Source organism: Staphylococcus sp. EG-SA-18 (genome assembly GCF_017151825.1).
Lineage (GTDB): Bacteria > Bacillota > Bacilli > Staphylococcales > Staphylococcaceae > Staphylococcus > Staphylococcus aureus.
The window spans coordinates 1-18,237 of the sequence record NZ_JACYVY010000013.1; the positions used below are offsets into that span (position 1 = coordinate 1).

At 31.0% G+C, this 18,237-nt stretch carries 17 protein-coding genes, 1 rRNA gene and 1 pseudogene; 4 read left to right on the top strand and 15 right to left on the bottom strand.

Translation table 11 applies throughout. The features are described from left to right. The 4 genes from IDG66_RS04690 to bcp form a co-directional block, all read right to left on the bottom strand. Window positions 1-202 (bottom strand): 16S ribosomal RNA (locus tag IDG66_RS04690); the annotation flags it as partial. Window positions 203-944: 742 nt separating this feature from the next. Beyond that, entirely contained in the window at window positions 945-1,391 is a 447-nt protein-coding gene (gene perR, locus IDG66_RS04695) for a peroxide-responsive transcriptional repressor PerR (RefSeq protein WP_000110011.1), read from the bottom strand. 96 nt (window positions 1,392-1,487) lie between these two features. After that, complete coding sequence (locus IDG66_RS04700) at window positions 1,488-2,438, bottom strand: phosphoglycerate dehydrogenase (protein WP_000869444.1); 951 nt, start codon at window positions 2,436-2,438, stop codon at window positions 1,488-1,490. Between the two features lie 5 nt (window positions 2,439-2,443). Continuing rightward, window positions 2,444-2,899: a thioredoxin-dependent thiol peroxidase gene (gene bcp, locus IDG66_RS04705; protein WP_000939521.1), complete on the bottom strand. Its 456-nt coding sequence runs from the start codon at window positions 2,897-2,899 to the stop codon at window positions 2,444-2,446. A gap of 80 nt (window positions 2,900-2,979) precedes the next feature. On the opposite strand from bcp, the gene IDG66_RS04710 reads away from it, so the two are divergent. Then, window positions 2,980-4,269, top strand: a complete 1,290-nt coding sequence (locus IDG66_RS04710; protein WP_001011599.1) for a glutamate-1-semialdehyde 2,1-aminomutase — start codon at window positions 2,980-2,982, stop codon at window positions 4,267-4,269. A gap of 292 nt (window positions 4,270-4,561) precedes the next feature. Then, window positions 4,562-5,656: an FUSC family protein gene (locus IDG66_RS04715; RefSeq protein WP_001236371.1), complete on the top strand. Its 1,095-nt coding sequence runs from the start codon at window positions 4,562-4,564 to the stop codon at window positions 5,654-5,656. An 89-nt stretch (window positions 5,657-5,745) separates the two neighbouring features. On the opposite strand, the pseudogene IDG66_RS04720 reads toward IDG66_RS04715, so the two are convergent. The 4 genes and pseudogenes from IDG66_RS04720 to mutY all read right to left on the bottom strand — a co-directional run bounded on the left by IDG66_RS04720 (window position 5,746) and on the right by mutY (window position 9,756). Then, a pseudogene (locus tag IDG66_RS04720) lies at window positions 5,746-5,839 on the bottom strand (hypothetical protein). Window positions 5,840-5,847: 8 nt separating this feature from the next. Further along, entirely contained in the window at window positions 5,848-7,584 is a 1,737-nt protein-coding gene (locus tag IDG66_RS04725; RefSeq protein ID WP_000597238.1) for an SAV1866 family putative multidrug efflux ABC transporter, read from the bottom strand. A gap of 290 nt (window positions 7,585-7,874) precedes the next feature. Further along, a complete protein-coding gene (gene ntdP / locus IDG66_RS04730) occupies window positions 7,875-8,417 on the bottom strand; it encodes a nucleoside tri-diphosphate phosphatase (protein ID WP_000251255.1) in 543 nt (180 codons plus the stop codon). Window positions 8,418-8,718: 301 nt separating this feature from the next. Beyond that, entirely contained in the window at window positions 8,719-9,756 is a 1,038-nt protein-coding gene (gene mutY / locus IDG66_RS04735; RefSeq protein WP_000284760.1) for an A/G-specific adenine glycosylase, read from the bottom strand. Window positions 9,757-9,907: 151 nt separating this feature from the next. On the opposite strand from mutY, the gene IDG66_RS04740 reads away from it, so the two are divergent. After that, window positions 9,908-10,885, top strand: coding sequence for a metal-dependent hydrolase (locus tag IDG66_RS04740; protein ID WP_000379098.1), 978 nt, complete (start codon window positions 9,908-9,910; stop codon window positions 10,883-10,885). A gap of 260 nt (window positions 10,886-11,145) precedes the next feature. Here the strand turns inward: IDG66_RS04740 and IDG66_RS04745 are convergent, their stop codons facing one another. The 7 genes from IDG66_RS04745 to IDG66_RS04775 all read right to left on the bottom strand — a co-directional run bounded on the left by IDG66_RS04745 (window position 11,146) and on the right by IDG66_RS04775 (window position 16,849). After that, window positions 11,146-11,982 (bottom strand): membrane protein, encoded by an 837-nt coding sequence (locus IDG66_RS04745; protein WP_000886468.1) that lies wholly within the window; start codon window positions 11,980-11,982, stop codon window positions 11,146-11,148. A gap of 8 nt (window positions 11,983-11,990) precedes the next feature. Beyond that, a complete protein-coding gene (locus IDG66_RS04750; RefSeq protein WP_000535834.1) occupies window positions 11,991-13,508 on the bottom strand; it encodes an ABC transporter ATP-binding protein in 1,518 nt (505 codons plus the stop codon). A gap of 14 nt (window positions 13,509-13,522) precedes the next feature. Then, window positions 13,523-13,837 carry a YfhH family protein gene (locus IDG66_RS04755; protein ID WP_000435806.1) on the bottom strand — a complete coding sequence of 105 codons (315 nt, stop codon included), beginning with the start codon at window positions 13,835-13,837 and terminating at the stop codon, window positions 13,523-13,525. After that, entirely contained in the window at window positions 13,815-14,633 is an 819-nt protein-coding gene (gene recX, locus IDG66_RS04760) for a recombination regulator RecX (protein WP_001124419.1), read from the bottom strand. The genes IDG66_RS04755 and recX overlap by 23 nt, the downstream gene beginning before the upstream one ends. Window positions 14,634-14,893: 260 nt before the next feature. Continuing rightward, on the bottom strand, window positions 14,894-15,703 hold the full coding sequence (sgtB, locus tag IDG66_RS04765; RefSeq protein WP_000830380.1) for a monofunctional peptidoglycan glycosyltransferase SgtB: 810 nt from the start codon (window positions 15,701-15,703) through the stop codon (window positions 14,894-14,896). 338 nt (window positions 15,704-16,041) lie between these two features. Beyond that, entirely contained in the window at window positions 16,042-16,557 is a 516-nt protein-coding gene (locus tag IDG66_RS04770) for a type 1 glutamine amidotransferase domain-containing protein (RefSeq protein WP_000163283.1), read from the bottom strand. A gap of 130 nt (window positions 16,558-16,687) precedes the next feature. Next, complete coding sequence (locus IDG66_RS04775) at window positions 16,688-16,849, bottom strand: SE1561 family protein (protein ID WP_001005407.1); 162 nt, start codon at window positions 16,847-16,849, stop codon at window positions 16,688-16,690. Window positions 16,850-17,072: 223 nt separating this feature from the next. On the opposite strand from IDG66_RS04775, the gene yfkAB reads away from it, so the two are divergent. Next, entirely contained in the window at window positions 17,073-18,224 is a 1,152-nt protein-coding gene (yfkAB, locus tag IDG66_RS04780; RefSeq protein ID WP_001089622.1) for a radical SAM/CxCxxxxC motif protein YfkAB, read from the top strand. Window positions 18,225-18,237: the final 13 nt, after the last annotated feature.

Below are 18,237 nucleotides of genomic sequence, written 5' to 3' on the forward strand. Positions count from 1 at the left end.
TGAACCATGCGGTTCAAAATATTATCCGGTATTAGCTCCGGTTTCCCGAAGTTATCCCAGTCTTATAGGTAGGTTATCCACGTGTTACTCACCCGTCCGCCGCTAACATCAGAGAAGCAAGCTTCTCATCCGTTCGCTCGACTTGCATGTATTAGGCACGCCGCCAGCGTTCATCCTGAGCCAGGATCAAACTCTCCATAAAAATTTATGATGTTTGATTAGCTCATAAATACTAAATAATGTTTGTAACTAATAGTTACGTTTTTGGAATTAACGTTGACATATTGTCATTCAGTTTTCAATGTTCGTTTGTCACTTACAAGATTTAATTATAACTCGTAAGTTTTTGTAAGTCAAGAATTATTTTTAATTATTTTATTTCTAAAAAATAAATTTCCTAACTCAATTAATTCAACAAATATTATTTTATTATGTATTTGTTCGAATTTCAATAGTCAAATTTACACTTTATTAATATTTTAAATCAACAACTTAAAACATTTGTTTTTTAAATATTAGTGCCGTTTGACGACTTTTATATAATATCAAGTTATTCTAGTAGAGTCAACATAAAACAACACTTATTTTTGTTTAAAAATTACTGTTGAAGGGATTATTTTCTATTCGTAAGTACTATATGTATTTAAAGTGTAATTCCTTACGCTTTTTACTTCAGTTTTACAAACAAACTTATACTCACTTTATGGATAGTTATTTAGTAGACCTTCGTTTGAATATTTTTATGTTTATTTATAAAGGATACTAGTTATTAGTTAATACCACTTCCGTAGTTAGAATGTTCTTTTCTTCTATTTAAATATTTTTCAGAATAAGCATAAAAAAGAAGTTAAACAACTTTCATGTCGTTTAACTTCTTAAATATTACGCTTACTTATATGAAGTAAGCTAACGCCTTTTTAATTTGTCATACTACCAAAGTTAAATTATTTATCTTGGCATTCTTTACAAACTCCATAAATTTCCATTCGATGATGTGTTACGTCAAAGTCAGTCATATGCTGAGCTAATCTTTCAATTTCATTTAACTGTGGATATTGAAAATCAACAATCTTACCACATTGTTCACATATAATATGATAATGATTATGTGTATTAAAGTCGAATCGACTTGATGAGTCTCCATATGTTAATTCTTTTACAATTCCAATATCTTTAAACACTCTTAAGTTATTATATATTGTCGCAACACTTATATTTGGAAAATCAGGTGAAAGTGCTTGATAAATTTCATCAGCTGTTGGATGAGTATGTGAAGAAATTAAATAACGTAATATTGCTTGTCTTTGAGGTGTAATTCTTACGCCTGCTTGTCGCAATGATGCAATTGATTCTTCTAGTTCATGTTCAATTGATTCTATTTCAACACTCATCTATATCACCATCTTTCTTATATAATAATTATTATTACTTACTATAAATATAACTGTAGTATTGCGCGCGTGTCAATATTTACATGATGATTTCATTTAATAGCCTTTTTTAGCATCAACTTCATTCTCAATTAGATCATTCTTATTGAGAAAATTAACTAGATTGTTTTTAAAAATATCTAATAAGTCATACTTTGCCTCATAATCATTACCAGTTATATGCGCTGTTATAGTTACATTATCCAATTCATATAATTCATGATTAGGTTTCAAAGGTTCATTTTCAAACACATCTAAATATGCATGTCGAATAACTTTACTTTTTAATACTTCTATTAAGAGCGCTTCTTTAACTATGCTACCTCGTCCTATATTTATAAAAAGTGCTTCATCTTTCATTAATTCAAAATGTTTTTTCTTTAGTAAATGAATCGTTTCTTGCGTTTCTGGTAAAGCATTTATAATAATGTCAGCATTTGGTAATGTGCTTTCAAGTGATTCGATAGTATATATCTCGTCAAACTCATCTTTGTTCTGACCTGACTTGCTCAGACCAATTAAATTCATATTAAAAGCCTTTGCTAACTTCGCAGTTCTAGTAGCAATTGCACCTGTACCTAAAAATAAAACTGTTTGTCCTGATAGGCGTTTACCAGTTATTTTCGAATCATATATATGTTGTCGTTGGTTATCATATGATAGTTTCATCTTTTTATAATCATCTAAAATGAAAGCTAAAATGTATTCAGATAATTGTTTAGCTTGAACACCTTTTCCATTAGTTAAAAGTATGCCGTGATCTGCAATATAATCTAACGGCAATGTATTTACACCCGTTGCAAACCATGCAATCCATTTTAAATTCGGGCAACGTTGTAAAAATGCCTCATTGATACCGCCATCATAACCAACTAATATATCTAAATCAGCCAAGTCGCTCTCAGGTATTTCTGATGCTTTTTTATAAAATTTAAAATCTAAATCTGAAAAGCGTTGTTGTAATTCAGTTTCAACTTCACGCATACGATTCAACCCAACAACTTTCATATATGTCACCCCAAAATGTTTTTAAGTTCTTCTATTTGTGTTTTAACCTTAACCTTCTCGATAACATCTAATACTTTACCTTGTTCATCTATTATAAAAGTCGTTCTTACAATGCCCATACTTTCTTTGCCAAATGATTTTTTTAACTGATATACGCCAGTTTCTTTAGCTAATTTAAAATCTTCATCTACTAATAAATCGAAATTCAATCCGTGTTTCTCAATAAAATTTTGGTGTTTTTTCTTTGAATCACCGCTTATACCATATACTGCAACATCTAAATCATTGAACATTTCTAAATTGTCTCTAAAGTCACAAGCTTCTGTGGTACAAGTAGGTGTATTATCTCTAGGATAAAAATATATAATCGCCTTTTTACCTTTTAATGTATCATTTGTAATGACAGTTCCGTCTTGATTTTCTAATTTAAATATTGGAAATTGTTCTCCTTTTTGCAACATATAATCACCTTTTTCTTCATTATAATAATTTTATGATACGATATTAGATGAAAATATTAAATTAAAAGAGGTTGATATAAATGAATTTTAGTGAAAGTGAACGTTTACAACAACTTTCAAACGAATATATTCTAGGCGGTGTCAATTCCCCTTCTCGTTCTTATAAAGCTGTAGGAGGCGGTGCACCTGTTGTTATGAAAGAAGGACACGGTGCATATTTATATGATGTCGATGGCAATAAATTTATTGATTACCTTCAAGCATACGGTCCAATTATTACGGGGCATGCACATCCTCATATTACTAAAGCAATTCAAGAACAAGCTGCTAAAGGTGTTTTATTTGGTACACCGACTGAATTAGAAATTGAATTCAGCAAAAAATTACGTGATGCAATTCCATCTCTTGAGAAAATTCGCTTTGTAAATTCTGGAACAGAAGCAGTCATGACAACAATTCGTGTTGCACGTGCATATACTAAAAGAAATAAAATTATAAAATTTGCTGGATCTTATCATGGCCATTCTGATTTAGTATTGGTTGCAGCAGGTAGCGGCCCATCTCAGCTCGGTTCTCCAGACTCAGCTGGTGTTCCAGAAAGCGTCGCACGTGAAGTCATTACTGTACCTTTCAATGATATTAACGCCTATAAAGAAGCAATTGAATTTTGGGGTGATGAAATTGCCGCAGTATTAGTAGAACCAATTGTTGGTAACTTTGGAATGGTAATGCCTCAACCTGGATTTTTAGAAGAGGTTAATGAAATTTCACATAACAATGGGACCCTAGTGATTTATGATGAAGTAATTACTGCATTCCGTTTCCATTACGGTGCCGCTCAAGATTTATTAGGTGTTATCCCTGATTTAACTGCATTTGGTAAAATTGTTGGCGGTGGTTTACCAATTGGAGGCTATGGTGGACGTCAAGATATTATGGAACAAGTAGCACCTCTAGGACCTGCATATCAAGCTGGTACAATGGCTGGTAACCCGTTATCTATGAAAGCAGGTATTGCATTACTCGAAGTACTAGAACAAGACGGTGTTTATGAAAAATTAGACAGCTTAGGCCAACAACTAGAAGAAGGTTTACTTAAATTAATCGAAAAACATAATATCACAGCTACAATTAATCGTATTTATGGATCTTTAACATTGTACTTTACAGATGAAAAAGTCACACATTATGATCAAGTTGAACATTCTGACGGCGAAGCGTTCGGTAAATTTTTCAAATTAATGTTAAATCAAGGTATCAATTTAGCACCTTCTAAGTTTGAAGCTTGGTTCTTAACAACTGAACATACAGAAGAAGATATTCAACAAACTTTAAAAGCTGCAGACTATGCTTTTAGTCAAATGAAATAACTTTTAAGGAAGTATATTTTTAATTGAATTAAAATAAAACAAATGCTCACATAGTAGATTCATTTTATATCGTTAACTATTAACGTTTAACTTGATATGTCACTATGTGAGTTTTTATTTTACAAATTTATACTCTTTTAATCTCTGACTAAAGTTTTACATCGCTATCAGTATTATGTATGATTTATTTTAACAACTATAAATAAGCTTGAATTTTGTAACTAGTAAGTGTATAACAGTAATGAATACGAATATTAGATATTCAATAAACTTAAAAGGGGCGTCATTATTTTTGAGACTAGGAGCTCGGATTTTTAAAACTGGTATAGCCATTATTTTAGCTATGTCTATCGCTTCTTTACTACCGGATGATGTTGGTCTGAAAGCCTTAGCTGGTGTCAGTGCTGTTGTTGCAATGCAACCTAGTATTTATCGTTCATTTAAAACAGTTTCTGATCAGGCATTAGGTAACATTATAGGTGCCATACTTTCTGTTACAATGGTAACAATTTTTAGTGATAATTTTATCATTATGGGTGTTACCGTCATAGTACTTATTGCTATTTTATTTAAATTTAATTTAGCACATGTTGCTACTTTGGCGAGTGTAACAGCATTAATCATTATGGGACAACATACCGGTTCTTTCTATATTACCGCCTTTTACAGGTTTGTACTTGTAATGATTGGTGTCATAAGTTCATCTCTAGTTAACTTTGTGTTTCTACCACCTAAATTTGAAACAAAAATTTACTATAATTCATTAAATATATCCTCAGATATTTTTATGTGGTTTAAATTAGTATTAAATGATACGACGGAGTTTAATAATATTAAACAAGATAGTCATAATTTAAAACAACGTGTCGAAAAGTTAGAGAAAATTTATGATTACTATAGCGAAGAACGTCCTATTACAAAAAAACATATTCACCAACAGAATAGAAAGAAAATACTTTTCAGAGAAGTAGTTCAGACGACTAGACAAGCTTATGAAGTATTAAACAAATTGTCGCGTTATCAAAACGACTTATATTTACTTAATAACAATTTCCTATTACAAATCAAATTAGATTTAGATTCATTAACTGCTTTTCACGAGCAAATTTTAGCTAGCCTTTCTAAAAAAGCACGTTATAATGTGACACATGTTGATTATGAGTTAGATAATCCGCAGAAAAAAGATTTATTGTCTACATTTCAGCATGAGTTAATAAATCATCCTTATCAAACGGAATATTCGTTTGCCAATGTTATGCAAATTGTTGCAGCCATCGAAGAGTATCGACACCATTTAGAGCATTTAGACCGCATAAGAATTAGCTTTTTCACATATCATAGATCTGATGCAGACATTGAAATTGTTGAAGAAGACTTTGATTTATAACATTAAAAAAATTCCTATAATTAATTCCACAATGAGATAAAGTAATATTGAATCTCGAAATTAAATTTAAAAAAGCAGTAAGATTATTTTCAATTAAGAAAATCTCTTACTGCTTTTTCTTATGTTATGACCCCACCATCCTGTTACAAATTTTCTCTTCAGGATTGTACTGAAGTCAAACAACTAATACTTTATAAGTTTTGAATGCTATATAAATGCTCGTAAGCACCTTGTTTTGCAATCAATTCACGATGCGTACCTGTTTCAACAATATGTCCATTTTCAATTACGACAATTTTGTCAGCATGTGTAATAGTGGACAAGCGATGCGCTACGATAAGTGTCGTTCGATCTTTACTCAACACATCTAATGCTTCTTGAATAATGGATTCACTTTCTAAATCAAGTGCACTTGTTGCTTCATCCAAGATAAGAATTGGCGGATTATTTAAAAATATTCTAGCAATCGATAATCTTTGTTTTTGACCACCTGATAATTTAACACCTCGTTCACCTACTTCAGTGTCATATCCCTGTGGCAAGTTCATAATAAAGTCATGTGCATTAGCCATTTTCGCCGCTTCAACTACTTCTTCATCTGTTGCTGTTGGACGACCAAGTAAAATATTTTCCTTAACTGTATCAGAGAATAAAATATTATCCTGTTGCACCAATCCTATTTGATTTCTTAAACTTCCCGTTAAAAAATCTTTAATGTTGTGACCATCTATTAAAATTTGCCCAGAAGTTACATCGTAAAATCTCGGTATTAAGTTAATTAATGTTGATTTACCACCACCACTCATACCTACGAAAGCAACTGTTTCTCCTTTTTCAATACTCAAATTAATATCTTTTAAAATTGGAGCTTCGTTATCGTTATATTGAAAACTAACATGATCAATATCAATACGACCTTGTTTAATTTCAATAGGTTGAGCACCAACACCATTTTTGATGTCATAATCTTCATCAATTAATTGGAATACACGGTCCATTGAAGCAAAACTTTGCGTTAAAGTTGTAAATGATGCGACTAAACGACGTAAAGGCCCGAACAATAACTCCAAGTATCCAACAAATGCTGCAAGTGTACCTACTGTGATTGATCCAGAAATAGCAAGATATGCACCAACACCGATGACAATTATTGGTCCAATATCTGTAACTGTATTAATTGCGGCAAAGGAATAGGCATTCCATCTTGTATGTTTCAAAGCACGTGTTAAGAAATTAGTGTTCTTTTTATCAAAGTTTTTCGCTTCATTGTCTTCAATCGCAAAACTTTTAACGACTGAAATACCTTGAACACGTTCATGCAAGAATCCTTGAACCTCAGCTAATGCTTGCGATCTTTCACGCGTCAATTTTCTTAATCTTCCAAAGAAAACGTACACCGTTAAAATGTAAAATGGGAAGATAAACAGTGCTGCTAAAGTCAATTTCACATCTAAAAAGAACATTATGGATAGTGCAATAATAATTGTTATACAATCTAACCAAATATTCATTAACCCGGTTAAAATGAAATCTTTTGTTTGTTCAACATCATTAATCACTCTAGATATTACTTGACCTACTTGATTATTAGCATAAAATCTCGCACTTAAAGCTTGTAAATGGTTGTATAACTTTTTACGTATATCATACAATATTTTATTACTTGTCCATTGCGCCAAATATTGACGTATAAATTCAATTGGTGGTCTCACTATTACAAAAATAAATAATGCGATACCAATGGCAATAGTTAAATGATGAACTTTTTCATCAGTCGTTAGTGCGTGGTTATTAATCACGCCATCTATTGCATATTTAATTAAAAGTGGTATAAGCATTGGTATACCAAACTTAATTATCCCAACAATAATCGTTGCAAAAATACGATATTTGTATGGCTTAACAAATTGCAAATATCGTTTAATCATACAATCCCCCCTAATCTATTGCCCTATCCTATTCATAAGCATAAAAATGAATAGAGGTTGGATACATAATTTGTAGATGTAAATTCTTCTTACAATTTACATTTTTAAAATTAAGATATCTCAACCTCTGTCATATTCATGTGATTAAATACGTTGTCTTATTCGTATGTTATATTCTATTCAATTTAATCTATGGATACTGTGTCCCCACACGACAGCAAAAGTTATCATACTTCTTTACAACACTAAGTCAATATAAATGATTTAATCAGTATTTACACTTTATTTGCTTAATACTGTCTAATTTTTTTGTAACGTTCATTCCAAACTTTGATAAAATCTGGCGCGAATGGGCCCTTCTTCTGTTCTATCCATTGTTGAAGAATGTCCACGTTGCGTCTTAAAATAATATCAATATCATGCGGATAATTCATTTGATTCATATGTTGTTCATATTCATCTTCATCTAATAAATGATACTTTCCGTTTGGATATACTTTAATATCTAAATCATAGTCTATATATTTTAATGCCTCTTCATCACAAACAAATGGTGATGACAAATTGCAATAGTAATAAATTCCATCTTCTCTAAACATGCAGATAACATTAAACCAATATTCTGAGTGAAAGTAAACAATTGCCGGTTCACGTGTTATCCAAGTTCTTCCGTCACTTTCAGTTACTAACGTATGATCATTGCCACCAATGACAACATGATCAGTACCCTTTAATATTGTTGTTTCAGACCAAACGCGATGAATCTTACCATCATGTTTATAACTCTGAATTTTAATGTTTTCCCCTTCTTTAGGTATGGATTCTCTGACCATACTCCACACCACCTTCTGTTAATTTAACCATTATAAATTATAGCATATTTCAGAAATAGTATTATATAAATACATATTTTTACGAAATAAGATTTTACTACTTAATAATTAAACTCGGTAATATTGCTAAGTACTACAACAGAGATTTACATGTCCCATTTAAAGTATATAAAATAATCACTTTTATATATCAACACTTTAACTTTTTGACATTGTTATTCTATGAGATTTAAAGATATCATTTATACTTTTTAAAATTAATGTCACTATGTTTTCCGATAATATTACCAATCATCGAATGTTACCCATTTATAAATTGATAAATCTTTGACATAGGTACAGGGAATGTATATTGATCTCGATCACTTAAATCAAACCAAATCATGTCATCTGGTAATGTTTCAATGTTAATTGCTCCTGAAACGGCGTATACTTTAATCTTCCATGTTAAATGAGTAAATTGATGCTTCAACTCAAAAATAGGTGTTTCTACTGGTTGAATGTCATGACCGATTTTTTCAGTCATTTTACGTCTAGCATGCTCACTTTCAAACATAGGAAATTGCCACATACCATGCAATAATTTTTCTCTACGCTTTTGCAACAGATATTGACCTTGATTATTTCTAATTAAAAAGACGGATTGCTCAATTACTTTTTTACTTACATTTTTAGATTTAACAGGTAACTTTTCAAATGTACCTTTATCAAATGCCTCACAGTTTTCTTGAACTGGACAAAATAAGCATAATGGATTTTTTGGTGTACAAATTAATGCCCCTAATTCCATCATAGCTTGATTAAACGTTCCAGCTTCTGTAGTAACATACGGTAACAATTCTTGTTCGTACGATTTCCTCGTCGATTGTAATTTAATATCTCGATAGTCATCATTCAATCTAGACCATACTCGAAAAACATTTCCGTCTACAGTTGCTAGTGGTACATTATATGCAATGCTCATTACTGCAGCTTGTGTGTATGGGCCAACACCTTTTAACGCTTTAAATTGATCAGGATCTTTGGGAACTAAGCCTTCATATTTATCATAAACTTCTTTAATCGCCGTATGAAAATTTCGAGCTCTACTATAATATCCTAAGCCTTCCCAATACTTTAACACTTCATCTTCCGAAGCTTGACTCAAAACTTCCACAGTTGGAAATCGTTCAACAAAACGATGATAATAGTCAATAACTGTTTTAACTTGTGTCTGTTGTAACATGACCTCACTTAACCAAATATAGTACGGATTGGTCGTTTGTCGCCATGGCATTTCTCTTTGATTTTCATCAAACCAGTGTATCAAATTTTCTTTAAAACTAGACTGCTGATACATTTATAAAACCCTTTCCTCACCAAAATTAATTGTCTTTACTCATAATGTTTTTATTGTACATTAAAATCATGGTTAGTATGTAAGTTAATTTAGTTATTTGCGAAATTGGATTATAATAGTATATATAATATTATGAAATGAGTGAACTGATATGGACACTGCAACACATATCGCAATTGGGGTGGGCCTTACAGCACTTGCAACTCAAGATCCAGCAATGGCTTCTACGTTTGGTGCAACAGCTACAACCCTTATCGTTGGTTCATTAATTCCTGATGGGGATACTGTTCTTAAATTAAAGGACAATGCAACATATATTTCGCATCATAGAGGTATCACGCATTCCATCCCTTTCACAATACTATGGCCAATTTTAATTACATTTTTAATATTCACGTTCTTTAGTGGAACCAACCCATTTCATGTATGGATGTGGGCTCAGCTCGCAGTATTTTTACATGTCTTTGTAGATATATTCAATTCTTATGGTACACAAGCGCTTAGACCTATCACAAACAAATGGATTCAATTAAGTGTGATTAACACATTTGACCCTATTATTTTCACAGTTCTTTGTATTGGTATTGTATTATGGGTTATAGGCTTGCATCCATTTGCAGTCTTCTTTCCTATAATCGCTTTACTAATCATTTATTACATGATTCGTTTTAAAATGAGAGCCGTAATTAAGCAACAAGCTTTAAAAGCAATTCAACAAGAGCATCACCCTGTTAAAGTATTTGTTGCGCCAACAATAAAATTTATGGAATGGCGTGTCGCGATACAAACTGATGCACATGACTATGTTGGAAAAGCATATGGTAGGAATGTGGTGTTTAGTGATAAAGTGGAACGTCAAACATTATCAACAGACTCCATTTTATGGAAAGTCAAAGGTAATAAAGATATACGTACTTTTTTAAACTTTTCATCAATCTATCGTTGGCAAACAACAACGTTAGCAGATGGTTCTACTGAAATTCGTTTGATTGATTTGCGTTATTTAAAAAATGATCATTATTCATTTGTGGCAATTGCACATGTAACAAACGATAATGTCATAGACCACTCTTATATTGGCTGGGTATTTACAGAAGATAAGTTACAACGTAAACTGTATGCTAAATAATTTCAAGTTATTATTCACTAAAGTTAATCTATAAAAAATGAACAACCGGGCAGAATGAAAATCAAAACGATTTTTACTCTGTCCGGTTTTTTAATGTAAAACTATGAATGCTTTTACAAAATCTAAAATTTATATTGTTGCTAACAAACTACCTTTAATGACTCGAAATATCAAAATCAGTATAGGAAAACAATATCTAGATGATATTCTAATTGTTTCTGATTCTCACAGATTAATTTACACAACAGGTCAGCTAAACATCATGAAGAAGTATCCGCCTCGTCTGTACTATCATTTGAAACATCCTGTTGATTATCAGTTTGTGTCACTTTAGATGTTTTATTATAAATTGCGTGTGTCGTATACCTTGCTAATACGAAATTTACTGCAGCTATTAAACATAAGAATAAAATAAAGTAAAAATGATATGGAATGTTTTCCATACTTGATATACCAAATATGATAGATTGTGCTATACCATTAACAATGTAATACATTGGATTTAGCATTAGGATGTGATTGATAAATACATGATTTGGATTTGGTATGAAAATAATTGGTAACAATAAGAAACACAATACACAAACCCCATAAAATATGATATTTATTTTTTCAGTTAACAGTCGAATAAGACCAAAAGTAACGGATATTAATCCTACAAAAATAGTTGCCATCACAATAAAATAGAATAGCGCTATATATGATGTTTCGAAGTTTACTGGTTTAACCAATGCACTAATCATCGTCAAAATGACTAGCATAATAAAACTTAAAATAGACATAATAACTACTGGCGTCGCTGCGGAAATATTAAATAACTTAGTAACTAAAAAGTCATTCATATAATGATGATAAGAGATATAAATTGTGAACATCACTACCGCAAAAACAATCAATACAATGATTCTAAATAACCATCTCACCTCTTTAACATCGGTCAAATGACTAAAGGAAAATAGCGTTTCACTTGCAATAATAAGTATTAAACATGCAGCTAATACGATTAGAAAACTTTTCCAACTTTGTTTTAAACGTTCTGTTACATACCTTTTAGTATGCGGTAAGTTTTTAAAATATAAAATAATATTATCTAGCATCTTTACACCTACAATTCAATATAAATCCATTTGTCTTCTTTCAAATTGGCAATACAATATCCATTCCCAACTTTAGTAATCCAAATGTTATTGTTAATATTAAACTTATCTTTTAATTCTTTTTTATCTACAATTGGATAAACAAAACCGTATAACTGATTATTATCATTGAAAAGTAATTGTATCGGTTGTTGTGTAACGGATGCAACGAAACGGTTATCATCATCAGGAACTAAAGTTTTTATAACTGAACTATGCTTTTTATGTAATTGACTATTAAAGTATGCATAGTAATTACTATAATTTGATTTCATATATGGTGCTAATTTTTTAAAACTATGCGTTTGATATAAACCTGCCGGGTTAAAATATTCTAATTTATCTTTACTAACATAGTAAGTCTTATTATCGGCGGTAACACGATAATTTTTACTATTTTCGCCAGTAATTGTAACTACACTATATTTTGGAATTGTGACTTGTTTATCCCCTTGCATATCCACACTGCCATTAAAAGCAATTCCATAAGCTAACTTTTCGCCATATGGATCTTTATTTTCATTTTGCATCGTAGCACGATTCGTAAAATCTGTTATCGAAATAATTCCTATATTATTGAAAATGAGCAACATCATCAATGCTAAGCCTAAAATAGTACCTGAGGCTAAAGTCCAAAAACGCACTAAAAACTTAGGCGGTTTTGCATGATTATAGCGCTCAACACGTTTGAAATTATAGGTCATCTCTGGTATTCTTGTACGATTCTTTTTCCAATCTAAATCAAAGTTTTCAATTTCTTCTTTTGAGTTTAGACTTAATCGATCACGTTCATGTTCTTTAAAAGATGGAATAACTTGTTTAAGTGACCCTTCCATTCTTAATTGACCATGTGAAAACCAAGCTATGTAGTTACTCACTTGTGAAATTTTATCAATATCATCACCAATTGACACAATCGTTAAATTATTTTCAATATAATCATTTGTTAATTCAATCGCACGTTCCATAAATTGTGGTGTTAAATAGTCAATAACATGATTTAAAATAATAATATTTGATTTTGATGAGCGTGCAATACTTAATAGTAATTGAGCGTATGCCGCTTTCGAAATATGGTTAACCGGCTTCGTTTTATAATCACCTAAATGTGCATATTGAATAATCTGTTCAGCTTTATGATCATTAATTTCATATGGAAATAGTTGAACTAACTGCGCTGTATAAGCTTCAACAGTTTGATGAATTAACGATTGATCTTCAATATATCCGTAGAACAAATCTTCAGTACAAACTACTTTACCTTTATCAGGTTTAATTGCACCTGCCAACAATTGACCTACCAACGCTTTGGAAGATTCAGGTTCACCAATTATACCTAATGCTTCTCCTTGATAAATATGTAAACTAATATTGTTTAAATCGATATCTTCAGCATCATATCCAAAAGGTAAATACCATTTCTTATTCTGTTTATTCCTATAGTAGTGTGTTACTTTTAGTAACTTTAAAACAATTGAACTTCCCATCTATTTTCATCCTTCTATAATTGTAATAACGCTATAGGTAATCCTTCTTCGGGTTCATCGCTATTAAATCTAAACCCCCACGCAAAAATACCTTTTAATCTTTCTACTTTAAAATATTGATTACTGCCATCAGTCAGTTTATAAATTTTACCAATTTCTATCTTTTTTCTGTCTACTAAGTAACTTTCGGCAACAATTACTTTACTTTGATAAACGTCATATTCATTTAAAATACCATTCATCTCAGCTTTTCTCATTTTCTCTTTATAAAGTTGTATTTCGTGTCTTAATTCTGGCTCAGACATCTCACTCAATTTCTTCTGTTCCATCGGCAATACCACTTTCTTCTAATTTAGCTTTAATTTTATCATATTTATATCCTTTTCTCATAAGGCCTTCGATAGTTTTTGAAATTAATTTCTGTTGCGTGTACTTCTTTCGATTTTTATTATAAATTTTTTCTAAATCTCGTTGTAATAAATCGTCTAAAACCGCTTCATCTTGTGTAAAATCCATTTCATTCAATACAGCATGAATGGTTTCCATTTCAAACCCTTTTTGAATTAAAGATTGCATTACTTTTTCTTTAACTTTATTTTGTGGCCCTTTTTTTGTTTTAGATATTTTTTCAGCAATTTGGATAATATCATCAAGTTCCTGTTGTTCTCTATAAAGTTCTGTAAATATTTCAATGATATTTGGTTCTATACCAAGTTGATATAGTTTTTGTTGATAAATTTTAGGTCCTTTATCTGTCGTGCGAATCATTGTATTTTTTAAACTTTCCGCATAATCTTGATGGTCGATTAACTTTTCGCGATAACAATATTCAATCACTTCAGAAATCGCTTGCTCTGATATCTCTTCTTTTTGTAAATATTGTATAACTTCTTTTTCAGTTCTCTTTTTATATGATAAATATTGGATTGCTTTGTTTAAACCTATGCGATAATGATCATACTTTTGAATCTCTGCCATGTCAGCAGCTTCAAGTTGTTGCCCTTTTTTTAAATTAAATTTGACTAATGTATCGATATCTATACCCATTTCAAATTGTTCGTCTAAAAAAAGATTAAAACGTTCTTTGTTTTTCTTTTGAACTTCTATTTTAGTAATCTTCGGCACTGGATCACCCCGTTACTTTCTCAAGTTTTAATACAATACTCTTTTATTATTCAATAAGCCACTTCCTATAGCAAATGTTTAACTTTAAATATTTTTCGATGCTAACAAAAAATCACACTATCATCTTTTAAAATGAAAGTGTGATTACAAGCAAATCTGTAAAATTTATAAAGCAGAAACAATTCAACTTTATCATTATGACATTTCAATTAAACCTTCTACATTATAGTTCCAAGCATCTTACACATGAATGCAAGTATTTAACGATTTAATTGTGACATAGCCTGTTGATATTGTGTTTCATTGATATAATTTTGTTGCTTCATTTTTTCTAAGTTCGTGCTTACACGTTGCGTAAAATTCTCTGACATATTATTGATATTATATACGCTAGGTGCATTGACTTTACTAGCTAAAATAGCGCTTTGTAAAACTGTTATGTGAGACATTGTTGTACTATTTTTATTCACGGTTGTTCCAAAGTAATGGTTTGCTGCGCCCTCAAGCGTATATTGATTATCCCCAAAGTAAATATTATTTAAATAAAAGCTTAAAATTTCGTTCTTATTATATTGTTTTTCAACTCGATGAGCTACAAATAATTCTTTTACTTTTCTAGTAAATGAACGATCATTATCATAAAAATAATTTTTGACAACTTGTTGTGTAATGGTACTACCACCTTGCACATCTCTGTCGCTAATCGTTGAAAATAAAGCTCTAGTTGTACCTTTCAAATCGAATCCATGATGATTGTAGAATCGTTCATCTTCCATTGAAATAAAGGCACCTTTAACATACTCTGGCATGTTATCAGCTGACACAAAACTACTTTTATTTTCAATTTTTCTTAGTTCATCCACATTATCGCGTGTAGATAAAAAATACATGATACCAATAAACAATGCGATAATGATTAGAATGGTTAATAATATTTTTAATAGTATTCGTTTACTTTTTTTCTTTTTCGGCGGTTTGCCAACTGGTTGATAATACGTATTATAGTGAGGTTCGTGTTTCATATGCTCAAAATGTTCATTTGAGTTTGAGTACCTATCGCTTCTTTTCATGCGTTTGCTCCTTCTTTTAAAACTCACTTAGTATATACCTTGAGTTTACCAGTACTATCACAAATAGGCTACACTTTTTGGGAAAATCAGTCCAAGGGCTTACAATCGTATACGCCATCATACTTACTTTTTGTTTTTTGAAAAGATTATAGATAAATCATTGCGATTTTAAATATTAATCATGTCAAATATTGTTATATTTTATAAAAATAAAAGACCATCCCTATTAAATGCCAATAGAGACGACCTTTTATTTGTTATTCATTTTTTAAAACTAAAATCCATATTTCATTTCAAACGAAAATATATAAATTTTAACAATTGATAACCGCAATACTCTATTGTAATTGCTTAACGATTTCTCGATTAAAATCATCTAAATCGTCTGGTACTCGACTTGTTACAATATTGTTGTCTACAACTACTGACTCATCAACTACATGTGCGCCTGCATTTGATAAATCTTTGCGTACATTTAATACTGCTGTTAACGTACGACCTTTTAAATCGTCTGTATCTATTAGTATTTGTGGCCCATGACAAATGGCAAATGTTGGTACATCATTTTTAGTAAAGTATTTAGCAAATGTGCCATATCGACCTTCTGTATCTCCACGTAAATGATCTGGTGAAAATCCTCCAGGAATTAATAATGCATCATAATCTTCTGGTTTAGCTTCTGCAATGCCTACATCGACAGTAACTTTTTCACCGTGTTTACCAACAACTTCACTATTTGCAGTATCTCCAATCACTACAGTATTAAAGCCTGCATTCTCTAATGCCTCTTTAGGGCTTGAATATTCTATATCTTCAAATTCGTTTGCTAGAATAATTGCTACTTTTTTAGTCATTGAAAATCACCTTTCTATATATCATTGATATAATTACTATAGACAAGTAAATCAGTGATTAAACATACAAGATATAAAAATTATTAAGCGACTGTCGCGATATCTAACCCTAACACATCTTATGTGGCATTTACTTAGATACTAATTTAACCTTTTCTTCAAGCTGATCTAACAATCCAATCCATTCATCTATATCTTCAACACGTACTTCATCAGGATTTACATGATCGATATCCTCAATAAACTTATTTAAACGCGCTTTTATCTGTTCGATTGTTTGCTGTTCATTCATAAAAAGTTAACTCCTTTTATTTTGTTTTCTTTTTCATTATTATCCTAACAGAAATTGCGTTAAAGCGATATAATCTTAGCTATATTTATGACATTCAAATTATTTTGACTTTTAAAAATCCCCTTTTCAATTAACTAAAATTAAGAGATAATTTGTTACGAGTGATAATACGAAGTGGTATCATACCGATATGAACCAAATAGAAAGAAGGAAGTTTAAGACGATGAATAGCGTCAAATTGAAGCAACCTGTTAGCATTTACAATGATCCATGGGAATCATATAACGATGTTAAAGAACATGGCCAATTAACTTTAAGTAACATCGAATTTACAACTACAAATCTTTGTAATATGCGTTGTAGCCACTGTGCAGTTGGTTATACTTTACAAACTGTCGACCCCGAGCCTTTAGATATGGACTTAATTTATCGTAGACTTGATGAAATTCCAAATCTGCGAACGATGTCAATTACAGGTGGCGAACCAATGTTTTCTAAAAAGTCTATTAGAAATGTTGTTAAACCTCTATTAAAGTATGCACATCATCGAGGTATATATACACAAATGAATTCAAACCTAACATTGCCTCAAGATCGTTATTTAGATATTGCTGAATATATCGATGTTATGCATATCTCACATAACTGGGGAACAACTGATGAATTCGCAAATGTTGGCTTTGGCGCAATGAAGAAGCAACCACCGTTAAAAGCTAAGTTAAAATTATATGAACAAATGATTTCGAATGCACGTACATTATCAGAACAAGGAATGTTTGTATCTGCGGAAACAATGCTCAATCAAAGTACGCTACCACATTTACGAAAAATACATCAAGAAGTCGTTCATGATATGAAATGTAGCAGACACGAGATTCACCCTATGTATCCAGCTGACTTTGCAAGTCAATTAAATGTGTTAACTCTAGCGGAAATGAAAAAGACAATTCATGATATATTGGATTTCAGAGATGAAGATATTTGGATGTTATTTGGTACTTTGCCTGTGTTTCCATGCTTAAAAGATGATGAAGATCAAAAGTTACTATCACGTTTAAGAACTGCTAAAAATGTAACGACTAGAAATGACCCGGATGGCCGTAGTCGTTTAAATGTCAATGTATTTACAGGTAATGTAATCGTAACTGATTTCGGAGATGAAACAGGTACAATTTCGAATATACAAAAAGATAAATTAACAGATGTATTTGATAAATGGTTATCCTCTGATCTTGCTAAATCATTAAATTGTCATTGTTCCGAGTTTAGTTGTTTAGGACCAAATGTTCTTGTTAAAAATATGTACTATCCGAATATGGATTTTAAAGATAATGAGCGTCATATGCACAAACAACCACAAATTATACAATTTTAAAAACTCTTAATTA